15 protein-coding genes are annotated in these 13,878 nt (G+C 61.4%); 3 read left to right on the top strand and 12 right to left on the bottom strand.

The window, feature by feature from the left end:
• Window positions 1-40: 40 nt before the first annotated feature.
• Window positions 41-217, top strand: a complete 177-nt coding sequence (locus tag K419_RS23965) for a hypothetical protein (protein WP_198013138.1) — start codon at window positions 41-43, stop codon at window positions 215-217.
• 131 nt (window positions 218-348) lie between these two features.
• Here K419_RS23965 and K419_RS0121150 read toward each other — a convergent pair whose 3' ends face one another.
• Window positions 349-945 (bottom strand): hypothetical protein, encoded by a 597-nt coding sequence (locus tag K419_RS0121150; protein WP_026843282.1) that lies wholly within the window; start codon window positions 943-945, stop codon window positions 349-351.
• Window positions 946-1,046: 101 nt separating this feature from the next.
• On the opposite strand from K419_RS0121150, the gene K419_RS0121145 reads away from it, so the two are divergent.
• Complete coding sequence (locus K419_RS0121145) at window positions 1,047-1,454, top strand: bacteriohemerythrin (RefSeq protein WP_012531131.1); 408 nt, start codon at window positions 1,047-1,049, stop codon at window positions 1,452-1,454.
• 21 nt (window positions 1,455-1,475) lie between these two features.
• Here K419_RS0121145 and K419_RS0121140 read toward each other — a convergent pair whose 3' ends face one another.
• The 3 genes from K419_RS0121140 to K419_RS0121130 form a co-directional block, all read right to left on the bottom strand.
• On the bottom strand, window positions 1,476-2,675 hold the full coding sequence (locus tag K419_RS0121140; RefSeq protein WP_026843281.1) for a class I SAM-dependent rRNA methyltransferase: 1,200 nt from the start codon (window positions 2,673-2,675) through the stop codon (window positions 1,476-1,478).
• Window positions 2,676-2,948: 273 nt separating this feature from the next.
• The gene (locus K419_RS0121135) at window positions 2,949-3,341 is read right to left on the bottom strand and encodes a hypothetical protein (RefSeq protein WP_012531133.1); all 393 of its coding nucleotides are present in this window, start codon (window positions 3,339-3,341) and stop codon (window positions 2,949-2,951) included.
• 111 nt (window positions 3,342-3,452) lie between these two features.
• Window positions 3,453-5,075, bottom strand: coding sequence for an ABC-F family ATP-binding cassette domain-containing protein (locus tag K419_RS0121130; RefSeq protein WP_026843280.1), 1,623 nt, complete (start codon window positions 5,073-5,075; stop codon window positions 3,453-3,455).
• A gap of 345 nt (window positions 5,076-5,420) precedes the next feature.
• Here K419_RS0121130 and K419_RS0121120 point away from each other — a divergent pair, with 345 nt between their 5' ends.
• Complete coding sequence (locus tag K419_RS0121120) at window positions 5,421-5,798, top strand: hypothetical protein (RefSeq protein WP_026843279.1); 378 nt, start codon at window positions 5,421-5,423, stop codon at window positions 5,796-5,798.
• 15 nt (window positions 5,799-5,813) lie between these two features.
• On the opposite strand, the gene K419_RS0121115 is transcribed toward K419_RS0121120, so the two are convergent.
• From K419_RS0121115 to K419_RS0121080, 8 genes are all read right to left on the bottom strand, one after another.
• Complete coding sequence (locus tag K419_RS0121115) at window positions 5,814-6,044, bottom strand: hypothetical protein (RefSeq protein ID WP_026843278.1); 231 nt, start codon at window positions 6,042-6,044, stop codon at window positions 5,814-5,816.
• 100 nt (window positions 6,045-6,144) lie between these two features.
• Window positions 6,145-6,837, bottom strand: coding sequence for a YggS family pyridoxal phosphate-dependent enzyme (locus K419_RS0121110; RefSeq protein ID WP_026843277.1), 693 nt, complete (start codon window positions 6,835-6,837; stop codon window positions 6,145-6,147).
• 9 nt (window positions 6,838-6,846) lie between these two features.
• Entirely contained in the window at window positions 6,847-7,428 is a 582-nt protein-coding gene (locus K419_RS0121105) for a Maf family nucleotide pyrophosphatase (protein WP_026843276.1), read from the bottom strand.
• 10 nt (window positions 7,429-7,438) lie between these two features.
• Window positions 7,439-7,657 carry a hypothetical protein gene (locus K419_RS0121100; protein ID WP_026843275.1) on the bottom strand — a complete coding sequence of 73 codons (219 nt, stop codon included), beginning with the start codon at window positions 7,655-7,657 and terminating at the stop codon, window positions 7,439-7,441.
• A gap of 39 nt (window positions 7,658-7,696) precedes the next feature.
• A complete protein-coding gene (gene trmFO, locus K419_RS0121095) occupies window positions 7,697-9,004 on the bottom strand; it encodes a methylenetetrahydrofolate--tRNA-(uracil(54)-C(5))-methyltransferase (FADH(2)-oxidizing) TrmFO (protein WP_026843274.1) in 1,308 nt (435 codons plus the stop codon).
• 176 nt (window positions 9,005-9,180) lie between these two features.
• Window positions 9,181-11,520, bottom strand: a complete 2,340-nt coding sequence (gene topA / locus K419_RS0121090; RefSeq protein ID WP_026843273.1) for a type I DNA topoisomerase — start codon at window positions 11,518-11,520, stop codon at window positions 9,181-9,183.
• A gap of 42 nt (window positions 11,521-11,562) precedes the next feature.
• Entirely contained in the window at window positions 11,563-12,642 is a 1,080-nt protein-coding gene (gene dprA / locus K419_RS0121085; RefSeq protein ID WP_026843272.1) for a DNA-processing protein DprA, read from the bottom strand.
• Window positions 12,643-12,663: 21 nt separating this feature from the next.
• Window positions 12,664-13,665 carry a LysM peptidoglycan-binding domain-containing protein gene (locus K419_RS0121080; protein ID WP_026843271.1) on the bottom strand — a complete coding sequence of 334 codons (1,002 nt, stop codon included), beginning with the start codon at window positions 13,663-13,665 and terminating at the stop codon, window positions 12,664-12,666.
• Window positions 13,666-13,878: the final 213 nt, after the last annotated feature.

The raw sequence follows: 13,878 nt of genomic DNA, 5'->3' as shown, positions 1-13,878 counted from the left end.
TCTCGGACAACGGCGGCAGGTCAGCCGGGAGATCTGGAAGATGGCAGAAAACCAGGACAACAGTAAGAAGCACCCCTGCGCCGACTGCACCTTCTGCCAATGGTGCTCGGACGATCGCTGCAGGATGTGCAGGGGGAAGAAGGGGTGCGGTAAAAAGCTCTCCAGCGCCGAGCAGATCGCCCTGTACGAATCACTCAACCCTTCCGAAAAGAAATAGGCGACGCCAACGAAAAAAAAGGGGGACAGGCAACTTTTTTATCAAAAAGTAGCCTGTCCCCTTCCCCACATTAGCCCCCGCCACTGTTAAATTCCTCAAGTAGCAGAGTCGATCACCGAAAAGAAAGTAGGTCAGATGTCCGTGCCCTGACGCACCTGGACCTTTTTCACGCGGGCCCGCTGTTTGGCGCCGGTAAGGAAACGGTAGAGGTGGGAGAGATATTTCACCGTCACCACTTTGTGGAAGTAGGACTGGGTGAGGCCGTAGAAGAGTTTGCGCAACTTGGAGGGAGTATTGCTCCCGAGAAGGAGCGGGCAGTAGTCGGAAAGCTCGACAGTGACGCGGAGCCCGTCGGGACGGGTTTGCGCCAAGAGGGAAAACATCCCCCTGCCGCACTCCCCCGCCTGCACCAGGAAGCCGCCGTTGATATAGAGATGGACCGCTTCCTGCTCCCCGTCAGCCTCGTACCTTGCGGGCTCGAAGGAAAGAAGCGCAAAGCGCGTCGACATGACCCGGAAATGGACCCCGTCGATATTTACGGCGGGACGGACCAGCCCGAGGGTGCAGCGCCTTATCGACTTGAAGTACTGCTCCAGCAACAGCTTCGCGCAGACACGGGAACCGGCCCAGAGAGGCAGGTCCACCCACTGCACCGAGAACACCGACGCGTCAGGGAGCAGGATCTGCTGGCAGGCGATCTGCAGCTCGTCTTCTTCGGGCTTTGACATCACACGCTCCGGTAGGGACTGTGAAACTGCCGTCTAACATAACACGCAGTGCTGCCGGTCGCCACAGTAGACAGACGCATGCGCAACAAAGGGAGAGATCAATGGAAATGGTCGAATGGTCAGAAAGCATGAGCGTGGGAATCGCCAAGATCGACGAGCAGCACTGCAGGCTGATCCAGATGATGGGCGAACTCGATGCCGCTATAAGGGAGAAAGCCGGCGAGGAGATGGTCGAGGACATCCTCACCAACCTGTTCAACTATGCCCAGGTTCATTTCGCGGTCGAGGAAGAGCTCTTCAGGAAGCATAAGTACCCCGAAATGGCCCTGCACGAACTGGAGCACCAGAGGTTCATCGCCAAAGCCTTCGCCTTCAAGGAAAAGCTCGATGCGCGGAAGCCGGGGCTCTCGCTGGAACTTTTGACGTTTTTGTCCAGTTGGGTATTGAACCATATCGAACTGACCGACAAGCGCTACTGCAAGCACCTGCACGGCTGCGGGGTGAGCTGATACGGCGCACTTCCCGCGGCTCTACCCCTTTACGCAGATCGCGTACTTGAGATAGCGCCCCTCCGGGAAAGTGACCGGGTACGGGAAGTCCTCCGGCTGACCCGATAGCAACACCACCTGCAACGTCCCCCCCGCCTGAAGCGCGCCGCGGCGCAATTCCTTCAGGTAATCGGCGAGATCCACCTTCTGATGGTTCGAGGAAGCGATCAGCAACCCTCCCCCTTTCAACAATCTCATGGCGGCGGCGACCAGGTCCGCGGTCCCGCCGCGCGTGGTGAAGCGGCTCTTGGACGTGGTGGAAAAAGACGGCGGGTCCATGAGAACCACGTCGTAGCATTTCTTTTGCCGCGCCAGATCGTCGAGCACGGTCAGGCAGTCCCCGACCAGGAACTCGTGCCGCTTGGGGTTCAGCCGGTTGACACTGAAGTTGGAGCGGGCCTGTTCCATGTAGCCGGGCGAAGCGTCGACGCTGGTGACAAGGCTTGCACCTGCCGCAGCCGCGGCGACGGAGAAGGCGCCGGTATAGCTGAAGAGGTTCAAAAAGCGCTTCCCCTGCACCCGCGCCATCAGGTCGCGCCGGTTCTTGCGCTGGTCGAGGAACAAGCCGGTGTTAAGGCCGCGCTCCAGGCTTACCTGGAAGCTGAGCCCGTTCTCCAGCACCACGAGCGGTTCCGGAGCGGGTTTGCCCGAGAGAAGCTGCCCGTATTTTTTCCCCTCCCCGCCCGATTCCAGCTCCCGGGTGTTCTGGGGACGGCTCTTCTCGTAGATGCCGGCCGGCTCCAGCAACTCCTCTAGCGCCTGGGTTACCAGCTTCAGGTGCCTGCGCCAACCGGAGCAGTAGATCTGCACCATCAGGTAATCGCCGTAGCGATCTACCGTGATCCCGGGAAGGAGGTCCCCCTCGCCGTTGACCAGACGATAGGCGTCGGTGTCGACGAGCCCGGCATGGTCTCTTCGCAGGGAGATGGCCCGTTGCAGCCGCTCCTTCACCCACCCCCGGTCCAGGCGCATCCGTTCCCGCGACAGCACCCGCGCGACGATCCGGTCCTTGGGATCCAAGAGCGCCTGGGCCAGGAAGCGCCCCGAAGGGTCCACCAGTTCCACCAGGTCGCCGGTCTCGCCAGCCGGCCACTTTTTGGTATAGCTGTCGGCGATGATCCAGGGGTGCCCGAGCTCAATCATCCGTACCGATTCCGGCCCAACCGTGCATGCTTTCGACATCTTATCCTCTCAAAAACTCAAAAACGCTAATAGGCATCGCACGCGGAAGACGCGGACCAAAAACGATAACTTCGGATCAAACAAAACCACCTGCTCTGGCTTAATCTGCCGTTATCCGCGTTATCCGCTAAATCCCTGTTTGACGCCGTTGGCTGTATGAAAACTGAAAAAGGGCCGACCCCCCTGAAGGAGAGCCCGCCCCTCGCTCTAAAGGGGACAGGCTACTTTTTTCGGGAAAAAAGTAGCCTGTCCCCCTTTTATGCCGTCCCTTTTTTAGTGAACCTGGCCGGTCCCTGCCGCCTGCTGCGCTGCCGCAATCGCCGCAGCCCTCGCCTGCTCCAGCGCTTCCATCTCCTTCAGCTTCTCGCCCAGCCAGTAGTGCAGCTCGCGCGCGGTGTTGTAGTTCACTACCACGCCGTTGATGACCTGGCGCACCAGGCTCCGCGTAAGATCCGACGGCTCGACCTCGGTCTCGGGGCCGATGGTGCCGGCCTGGGTGATCTCGTGGGTGATGGCGTTCGGGAGCGGCTGGCGCTCCAGGTAGAAGTTCATCACCAGTTCGCCGCGCGGGGAGATGCCGCCGTGTGCGCCGTTCACGTAGACGGGGTTGTAGTCGTATTGAAAAATGTATTTAAAGGTCATTTCGTTTTTCTTGTTGTTGGACATGGTGCTCTCCTTTTTCAATGGGCATTGTAAAACTGCATGCGCTTTATAGCATGGAGCGGCGGCCCAGGCAAACAAGAATCTGACCCGAGCTTAATCTTGGCTCTCTAAAGTTCAGGCATGATGGGTTTTGGAGAGGTAGTAGTCGTAATCCCCCTCGTAGAGCCTCATCTCGCCGTGGTCCACCTCGATGACGCGGTCCACCAAAAGGCGCAGGAAGTGGCGGTCGTGGCTCACCAGGATGACGGTCCCGGCGAAGTTGTCCAGGGCGTTCAGCAGTATCTCGCGCGACCGGATGTCGAGGTGGTTGGTCGGCTCGTCCAGGACCAGGAAGTTGACCGGCCGGGCCAGGAGCGTGGCCAACACCACTCGGCTCTTCTCGCCGCCGGAGAGGTTCTCGATCCTCTTGTCCACGTCGTCCCCCTGGAACAGGAAGGAGCCTAGCAGGTTGCGGATCACCCCGATGGTCGCAAGCGGTATCACGTCCTGCACCGTTTCGAAGATGGTCTTCTTGGGATCGAGGATCTCCATGGCGTGCTGGCTGAAGTAGCCAAGCTCCACGTTCGCCCCGAGCGCCACGCTCCCCTGGCTCGGATCGGTCTCGCCGGCGAGCACCTTAAGGAAGGTGGATTTCCCCGCGCCGTTCACGCCGACCACCGCGATCTTGCTGAGCCTTTTGATGATCCCGGTGACGCCGGAGAAGATCGGCTGCAGGCTCCCGTCCGGCTGTTCCCAGCTCTTTCCCAGCCCATCCATAGCCACCACGTCGTCGCCGCTTCTGGGGGGGGCTGCGAACTCGAAGCGGACCACCCGCTCCTCGGGCGGAATCTCGATGCGCTCGATCTTCTCGATCTTCTTCACCCGGGACTGCACCTGGGCCGCGTGGGAGGCGCGGGCGGCGAAACGGGCTATGAATTCCTCCTCCTTAGCGAGCATCTCCTGCTGGCGCTTGTGGCTCGCGATCAGCTGCTCGCGGCGGATGTCGCGCTCCTTTTCATAGAAGTCGTAGTTGCCGCCGTAGGTGGTTACCGTCTTGTTGGCCACCTCGATGACGCGGGTCACCACGCGATTCATGAAATCGCGGTCGTGGCTGGTCATCAGCAACGCCCCGGTGAATTCATTGGCAAGCCACTCTTCAAGCCAGATGATCGATTCGACGTCCAGGTGGTTGGTCGGCTCGTCCAGAAGCAATACGTCGGGCTGTAGCGTCAGGATGCCGGCAAGCGCCACGCGCATGCGCCAGCCGCCGGAAAACGATTCCACCGGGTTATGGAAGCGGTCCGGCCCGATACCCAGGCCGGTCAGCACCTCCTGGGCGCGCGAATCGAGATCGTACCCTCCCCGGTGCTCGAACTCCTCCATCGCGGAGCCGTAGCGCTCCAAAAGCGACGCCATGTCGTCGTCGGACATGGGGAGCCCCATCTGCTCTTCCATCTGCTTCAGTTCGGCGGCAAGGCGCACCGTCTCGGCAGAAACCGCCATCACCTCCTGCAGCGCGGATCTCCCGCGCATGTCGCCTATGTCCTGCGAGAAGTAGCCGATGGTGGTCTTCTTGGCCAGCGTCATCTCGCCGGCGTCCACCTCCTCTTCGCCGGTGATGATGCGAAAGAGCGTGGTCTTCCCTGCGCCGTTGGGGCCGACAAGGCCGGTCCGGGTGCCTGGGAGTATCTGGAAGCTCGCCTCGCGGAAGAGTACCTGCGAGCCGTGCTGCTTGGTGATGTTGGACAGATGGATCATGAATGCTCCTGGAGTTTGATCTTAACTGGCCAGCGTTAGCATGAAGAGTGTGCCAGTGACAACTTAATTTTTATCAAGGGAGCGATTGGGGCGGGTAACGAAGGGGTGCAACGATTTCGTCTTTTGGCGTAAAGATCGCACAGCAGGTGTTCAAAAGACGCACAGCCTGTATGAAGTTCAAGCGGAGGGAGATGCGAAGCGGACGGGATGTTCCGAAGATAATCTTTAATGATTACAGGAGAGGCCAGATCATTAATGAGAAAAAATGCGGTGCCACAAGGGTTTCGGCTCCCTTCCTGCTACATAAGGACAAGGCAGCGTAAACACGAAACCAGGGGGTAATGCATGAACATGTTCACCGCGATGATGGCTACCGTCACCTTGACCATGACTGCTGTTATGGCGCCAAGGATTTACCTGTCATGGCTCATGGCTGAGGAGCGCTGCCTTGAGGGAGAGATCGAGGAACTGCATGCGTTGCTGGCCGAGCAAAACGATTGGGTCAAGCGTCACTTCAGTTGCGGCGCAGCCGCTGTGGCCATGATCTGGATGGTGAAGACGTCCCAGCACGACCTGGAGGTCCCCGCCTCGATGGCAGTCGCGCTGGGGGCGTATGCGGTCATCTCGATGACGTTCGCCGTTTTGGAATCGCTGGTGGCCCAAAAGATAGCGACCTTCCTGCAGACGGTACCGATCCGGGTAGAGGTACGCGAAGAGAACTAGTGGTAGCACTTAGGCCTAGCGCCGCCTGAGGAAGAGCTCCACCGCAACCCTCAACAGGTTCGCCAGGTAGATGCAAAGGAACATGATGACGGCGAGATTGACGAAACGGGTCCAGATGGGATCGGGAACCGTCGTCACCCTGCCGAAGTTGTTGAAGAGGTACCATCCGCAGAGGATGACGCCTATGGCCGCGCCCCCGATGACGAAGGGGCGCCTGAGTTTGGAAACCTTCTTTTCCTGCTGCAAAACAGAACCTCCTTTTTTGGGCAGAGGGGCAAGGGGGACAGGCACCTGGCGGAGCCAGTCCCCTGTGGGCAGGGGGAGGGCACCTGGCGGAGCCAGTCCCCTAGCGGTATTCCCTCTCCCCGAACAGCGCCGAGCCTACGCGCACCAGAGTCGCCCCCTCTTCTATGGCGGCCTCGAAATCGCCCGACATTCCCATCGACAGTTCAAGCATCGAGACGCCAGGTATGGCGGCAGCCTCCAGCTTCCGGGCCAGCTCTCTTAGTTCCCGGAAATAGGGGCGCGCTCCCTCGGGGTCGTCGAAGAATGGGGGCATGGTCATGAGCCCCACGACGCGCAGGCTGGGGAGCTTGGCCACGTCGCGCACCAGTTGGAACAGCTCATCGCTGCTGGTCCCCCCCTTGGTCTCCTCTTGGGAGATGTTGACCTGGATCAGCACCTCGCAGACCTTTCCCAAGGCCCCCCACTGGCGGTCGATTTCGGCGGCGAGCGACAGGCGGTCCACCGAGTGGATCAGGTCGACCATCCCCGCTATCTGGCGCACCTTGTTGCTCTGCAGGTTGCCGATGAAGTGCCAGGAGATCTCCGGCGGCAGCTCGCCCTTTTTCCCCACCAGCTCCTGCACGTAGTTCTCGCCGAAGATCTGCTGCCCGCAGGCGAAAGCTTCCTCGATCGCCGCGGCAGGCTTGGTCTTGGAGACCGCGACCAGCCGGACCGCATCCGGTTCCCTCCCGGCCCTGAGCGCCGCCTGCCTGATTCGCTCCCTGATTTTCCCCAGGTTCTCAGCTACCGACATGCACCCTCCCTAGTTCCCCAGGGCCCCTATCACCCTCAGCGCGTCCACCACCTCGCAAAGCGGCAGGCCGACCACGTTGGTGTAAGAGCCCTCTATCTTCTGCACCATGTGCGCGGCGCCCCCCTGGATGGCGTAGGCGCCGGCCTTGTCGAAGGGGCAGCCGGTGGCAATGTAGTCCAGGATCTCCTCGTCGCGCAGCTTTTTGAAAAACACCTTGGTCCTGATGGCCTCTACCACCGCCCCCTTGCGCTCCCGGTCGTAGATGGCGAAACCGGTGACCACCTCGTGCGGCACGCCGGAGAGCTTTTTCAGCATGCGCTTAGCATCGGCGGCGTCCTTGGGTTTCCCCATGATCTCGCCGTCGCAAAGAACGATGGTGTCGGCGCCGAGGAAGAACCTCCCTTCGGCAAGTTCCGCCGCGGCGCGGGCCTTTCCTTCAGCGAGCCTTTGCACGTGATCGACCGGCTCCTCCCCGGGGAAGGGCTCCTCGTTTATGTCCGCCGGGACCACCCGGAACTGGATCCCCGCCGACTCCAAAAGCTCGCTCCGCCTGGGCGACGCCGAGGCGAGTACGATGCTGCTGTTCTTCATTCTTTTCTCCTTATTTCGCCTTGTCCCTGCCGCTGCATTTGCGGCACATCAGGACGAAGAGCGAGGTAGCCACCAGGATGACCATCCCCAAGGCGATATTCCAGTAGCTACCCTCCCACGCCCCGTAGACGAGGGAGGCTAGGGCCATGACAAAGGCGAACGCCTCAAGTGAGATAAGGCGCCCAATGACGCTGATCTCCTGCTGTGTCTTCTCCTTGTCTCCTTGCATGCCTACCTCCCGCCCGAAAGGGCTTGCCGAGGTGAACGATCAGGACAACTCCGGGAGCCACTTTTCCAACGCTTCCAGGCCCCGCTGCGCCAAAAGCCCGCGTTTTTCTTTCTTCTTGACCCGCCCGGGAAGGGAGGGGAAAAGGCCGTAGTTGACGTTCATGGGCTGGAAGTGCGCGGCCTCGGTGTTGGTGATGTGCCGCGCCAGCGCGCCGATAGCGGTTTCCGCCGGGGGGACTACCAGTCCCTCCCCCTGGGCGAGCCTTGCCGCGTTGACGCCGGCCACGAAGCCGCTGGAGGCGGACTCCACGTACCCCTCTACTCCGGTGATCTGGCCGGCGAAGAAGATCCTTTGGTCGCTCTTCAGCTGGCAAGTTGCCATAAGCAGTTCCGGCGCATTGATGAAGGTGTTCCTGTGCATGGAGCCGAGCCTCAAGAACTGAGCGTTCTCTAGCCCCGGGATCATCCGGAAGATCCGCTTTTGCTCGGGCCAGGTGAGCTTCGTCTGGAAGCCGACCAGGTTGTACATGGTCGCCTCGCGGTTTTCCTGGCGCAGCTGGATCACCGCGTGCGGCTCCACCCCCACCCTGGGATCGACGAGCCCCACAGGCTTCATCGGACCGAAGCGGAGCGTCTCCGGCCCACGGCTCGCCATCTCCTCGATAGGCATGCACCCCTCGAAATGGACCACCTTCTCGAAGCTCTTCGGCTCCACTTTCTCGGCAGCGACGATCTCGCGCACGAAGGCCTGGTACTGCTCCTCGTCCATGGGGCAGTTGAGATAGTCGTCGCCGTCGCCTTTGCCGTAGCGCGAGGCGCGGAAGGCCTTGTCGTAGTCGATGGAATCGGCCGCGACGATGGGGGCGATGGCGTCGTAAAAATAGAGGTAGCTCCCCGCGAGGCGCCCAATCTCTTCGGCCAGGAGGCCGGAGGTCAAGGGGCCGGAGGCGAGCACCACGATCCCCTCTTCCGGGATGCGCGTCACCTCTTCCCGGACCACCTCGATGAGCGGGTGACCCTCGATGCGGGAGGTGATGTACTGCGAGAAGAGGTCGCGGTCGACGGCGAGCGCCCCCCCTGCGGGGACCTTGGTCGCCTCGGCCCCCTCCATGAAGAGCGACTGCAAGCGGCGCAGCTCTTCCTTCAGAAGACCTACCGCGTTCTCCAGGGAGTCCCCGCGCAGCGAGTTGGAGCAGACCAGCTCGCTCAGCCCTGGAAGGTGGTGCGCCTCGCTGTAGCAGTTTGGCTTCATCTCGAAAAGGCGCACCTTCACGCCGCGCTTGGCCGCCTGCCAGGCGGCCTCGCAACCGGCGAGACCTCCGCCTATTACCGTTATTTCCTGCGTCATCGTTTCTCCTGAAAAAACTGCTCACGCAAAGCCGCAAAGACGCAAAGGGGAAACCACCGCAAAGAAAAGCACTATCGGCCCCTCTTCGCGCTGTTGTCGCCTTTGCGGCCTGTAAATGAAAGCGGGGTCCTAAGACCCCGCATCATGGTAGCACCTATAAACCTGCCCAGCCCGCTCTAAGACTGGTTGCTCTTGTAGTCGCACCCTTCCTTCGGGCACTTGAGGAACTCGCCCTCGCGCTTGTAGACCTTCTTGATCAGGAGCGGGAAGCCGCACTTCGGGCAGGGCTGCTGCACCGGGAGATCCCACAGGGCGAACTTGCACTCGGGATAGCGGTTGCAGGAGTAGAAGAGCTTGCCGAAACGGGACTTCTTCTCGATCAGCTCCCCCTTGCCGCATTCGGCGCAGGTGATCCCGGTCCCCTTGGGCTTCACCAGCGGCTGGATGTTCTTGCAGTTGGGGTAGGCGGAGCAGGCCAGGTACTTGCCGAAACGCCCGTCCTTGATCAGCATGTGGCTGCCGCACTTGTCGCAGACTTCCTCGGAAACCACGGGCTCGACCACCTCGCCCGTCTCCTTGTCCAGGGGACGGATGTAACGGCATTCGGGATAGCCGGTGCAGGCGTAGAACTTGCCGAACTTGCCGAGCTTAACCACCAGGGGCTTGCCGCACTCGGGGCAGACCTCGTCGGTCGCCTCGGTGGTGAGGTCGGACTTGTTCACCTCCCCTTCCTTCAACTTCAAAAGGTTGATGAAGGGACCCCAGAACTCGTGCAGCAGCGGGCGCCACTGCTTCTCGCCGCGCGAGACCATGTCGAGCTCTTCCTCCAGGTTCGCGGTGAAGTTGTAGTCGACGTACTGGGTGAAGTGGTTGGTCAAAAGGTCGGAGACCACCATCCCCACGTCCTCGGGGAAGAAGCGCTTCTTGTCGAGGCGCGCGTACTTCCTCTCGGTAAGGGTGTTCATGATGGAGGCGTAGGTGGACGGGCGCCCGATGCCGTATTCCTCCAGGGTCTTCACCAGGCTCGCCTCGGTGTAGCGCGGCGGGGGCTGGGTGAAGTGCCGCTCGGGGAGGAGCTGCTGTAGCTTGAGGATGTCCCCTTCGGCCAGCGGCGGGAGCAGGCCTTCCTTCTCCTTGTCCTCCGCCTCGTCGTCGACCCCCTCGATGTAGAGCTTCATGAAGCCGGCGAAGCGGATCACGGTGCCGGCGACCCGGAAGCGGAACCCTGCGCCCGCGCCGATATCCACCGAGGTCTGGTCCAGGAGCGCCTCGGCCATCTGGCAGGCTACGGTCCTCTTCCAGATCAGGTCGTAGAGCTTGAACTGGTCGGAGCTCAGGAACTTCTTCAGCTCGACCGGGGTCTTGGCGATGTAGGTCGGGCGGACCGCCTCGTGCGCTTCCTGGGCGTTTTTGGACTTGTTCTTGAAGAAGCGCGGCTTCTCCAGCGCGTATTCCTTGCCGTAGAGCGAGGTGATCACCGACTTCGCCTCTTCCAGCGCCACGTTGGAAAGGGCGACGGAGTCGGTACGCATGTAGGTGATGAGGCCGACGGCCCCTTCGCCGACGTCGATACCCTCGTAGAGTTTTTGCGCCGTGGACATGGTCTTCTTGGCGGAGAAGCCCAATTTGCGCGCCGCCTCCTGCTGCAAGGTGGAGGTGGTGAAAGGGGGAGAAGGCTGGCGCTTTCTCTCGCTCTTGGTGACCTTGTCGACCCGGTACTCGGGGTGCGCGGGTTTATCGACCACCAGCGGCGTTCCCTTCTCGTCCCCTTCCTGCGGCGGGAATTCCTTCCCCCCGAGCTTGGCGAAGTGCCGGAAGGCGGTTTCCTGGTCCGGGATGTCGAACTTGCCGAGCTTCTTCCCTTCGGCCTCCACCAGCGTCGCAGTGAGCCCCTGCTTCTTGGCGGTCTCAAGCTTCGCGGCGATGGTCCAGTATTCCTGCTCCTTGAAGGCCTGGATCTCCTTCTCGCGCTCGCAGATGAGCCTCAGGGCGACGGACTGCACGCGCCCCGCGGAAAGGCCGTAGCGGATCTTCTTCCAAAGAAACGGGGAGAGGGTGAAGCCGACCAGGTAATCGAGGATGGAGCGTGCCTGCTGGGCGTCGACCAGGTCCAGGGCGATGTCGCGGGGGTTCTCCACCGCATGCACGATGGCGTCCTTGGTGATCTCGTGGAAGACCACCCGCTTGATCTCGAACGGGAGCTTCTTCTTCCCGTCCAGGCCGAGCGCGGCCAAAAGGTGCCAGGAGATCGCCTCCCCTTCGCGGTCGGGGTCTGTCGCCAGCAGGAGCGAGGAGATCCCCTTCATCTCCTTCTTGATGGCGTCGATGTGCTTTTTGCTCTCGGGGAGGACGGCGTACTTCGGCTCGAAGTCGTGCTCCGTGTCCACCGACCCCTGCTTGCTGGGGAGGGCGCGCACGTGACCGAACGAGGCCAGGACCTTGTAGTCGTGACCGAGGAATTTTTCTATGGTCTTCGCCTTGGCGGGAGACTCAACGATGACGAGATTCTGAGACATGTGTCCACCTAGTATGGATTTTACGCCTTTGGGGGCAACGCCTCACGCAACTGCGAAGCGCTTGCCCGGGAGTTGGACTATGGCTCCCTTCATTTCCAAGCGAAGTAAAGTAGCGGAAACCTCGCTTGCTGTCAACGCGCTCTGCACGATGATGTCGTCGATCTGCAGCGCCCCCTGGCAAATGAGGGCGTAAAGCTCAGCCTCCTGCGGGTTGAGCTCGAAGCTTGAGGGCTTCGGGAGGGGAAGGTTCGCCTGCGGCTCCAGGCCGAGCTCCTCCAGGATATCCTCCACGCGCTCCACGAGCTTGGCCCCTTCCTTGATCAGGCCGTTAACGCCCCTGCTGCCGCTCACCGAGACGTTGCCGGGAACGGCGAAGACCTCGCGCCCCTGCTCCAGCGCGCAATGCGCCGTGATCAGCGAACCGCTCGCCTCCCCCGCCTCCACTACCAGCACGCCGCGCGACAGCGCGCTGATGATCCGGTTGCGGCGGGGGAAGTTCTCAGCCAGGGGCGGGGTTCCCATGGGGAACTCGCTGATGAGTGCCCCGCTCTCGGCGAGAGCCTGGTAGAGCGCCCCGTTCTCCGGCGGGTAGACGAGGTCGATGCCGCAACCAAGTACGGCGACGCTGCGGCCGCCTGCCTTGAGCGCTCCCCAGTGCGCCGCCGTGTCTATGCCGCGCGCCATCCCTGAAACGACGGTGACTCCCTGCAGCGCCAGGTCGCGCGCAAGTCTCGTCGCGGTGCAGAGGCCGTACTGCGAAGCCCGCCTGGAACCCACCATGGCGACTGCGGTTTCGCTGCCGGAAAGCGTCCCCTTGAGATAAAAATACGGGGGCGGGTCCGGGATCTCCATCAAAAGGCGAGGGTAGCGATCGGACAGGATATCGATGACGTCGACGCCCAAGGCCCGCACCTTCTCGCATTCGCTCGACGCCTGGTAAGCATAGTCGTGTCCGGCGATGGAGGCCGCGGCCTGCGGGCTCACTCCCCTGACTTCCGAGAGCTCCTGGAGGGAAGCCTTGAGCGCGCGCTCCGGCGTCCCGAAGCGGGACAAAAGCCGCAGGAAGGTGACGTTTCCCACCAGCGGCGCCGACTTGAGCGCGAACCAGTAGTAGTGATCCATGGGGTTACCCCCTTTGGCCAGCTACCTGTTTTTTCGCATCTCCACCCTGTCGCCACGGTACACGGTGTCGACGCTCTTGACGATGACGGCTGTGGAACTGTTGAGACCGGTGGAGACCACTACGAGGGCGCCGACCACCTCGACCGGAAGTTTTTCGATGCGGGTGTTGGCGTAACGCTGGTCCGGCGTGACGTCTCGCACGATGTAGAGCATGTTGCCGGGTTGAGCGCCCTGCGCCTTCCCAAGGTCCAGGAAGACCACGTCGTTCACAGCTATGGCAGTGTTCCCGGTCTGGGTCTGGACGATGTAGCCGACAAGGTCGCGGTCCGAGGACTTAAGCGGCACCGTCACCTTCCGGTCACGGTAAGGAAGCAGGAAGGAACCGGCGCTTATCTCCTGGTAAGACTTGGTGATGATCGCCTTGGAAGCCTTTTCCTCCACCTCGGAGAGTTGCAGCTCGCCAAGCGGCATGACCTGCTGGCCGAGGATGACGTTGGTGAGAGGATGGCTCACCGCCCCTATTTTCTTGAAGATTGAGAAGCGGTCGCCGGCGCTGGCGCCCTGGTCGAGGCCGATGTCGGTGTAGACGATGTCGTCGGTTCCCGCCATCTCCCGGTTCTGATGCAGCGAGATGATCAACCCCGCCGGGTTTGCCCCGTTCTCCAGCAGGAACCCTTCGCTCCCCGTGGTATTGAAGACCGCTGCCTGCGGGGCCTCTTCGCGCGCCGCCTCAGCCGCGGGCGCCTGCTTCGATGCACCCGGCGCCGGTTCGATCTCGATCCGGTCGCTGTAGATGCGCAGCCGCTGCCCGGGATAGATGAAATGGGGGTTGCCGATGGCCTGATTGTTGGCCCAGAGGTTGGGCCAATAGTAGGGGTCTTTCAGGAAGCGCTGCGAGAGTCCCCAAAGGGTGTCCCCGGGAACGATGGTGTAAATGGTGGGTTGTTCCTGTTCCGCTGCCGCAAGCTGCGCGGTGCCGGCCAGGCATAGAAAGAGCAGTGCCAGAGAGAAGATTCTTTTCATACGCTCCTTAAGGGGTCCCGTAGGGCCGCCCTCCTCCGAAGTACAAAGCTTCATGGCTACCAGTTACAACTGCGGAAATACCGTTCATTAGTTTTTTGAGCCTCCCATGAGGAAAAACCGGAAGGGGGCGGCTCGCAAAACCGCATGCAGCGGGGGCTCACAGATTAGAACCATAGGCTACTTCATCTTAATGCCCCAAAAAAATTTAACATA

It is taken from the genome of Citrifermentans bremense R1 (assembly GCF_000426865.1).
Taxonomy (GTDB): Bacteria; Desulfobacterota; Desulfuromonadia; order Geobacterales; family Geobacteraceae; genus Geomonas; species Geomonas bremensis.
Note: the sequence above shows the minus strand (reverse complement) of the source record. Positions and strands in the feature narration are given on the sequence as shown.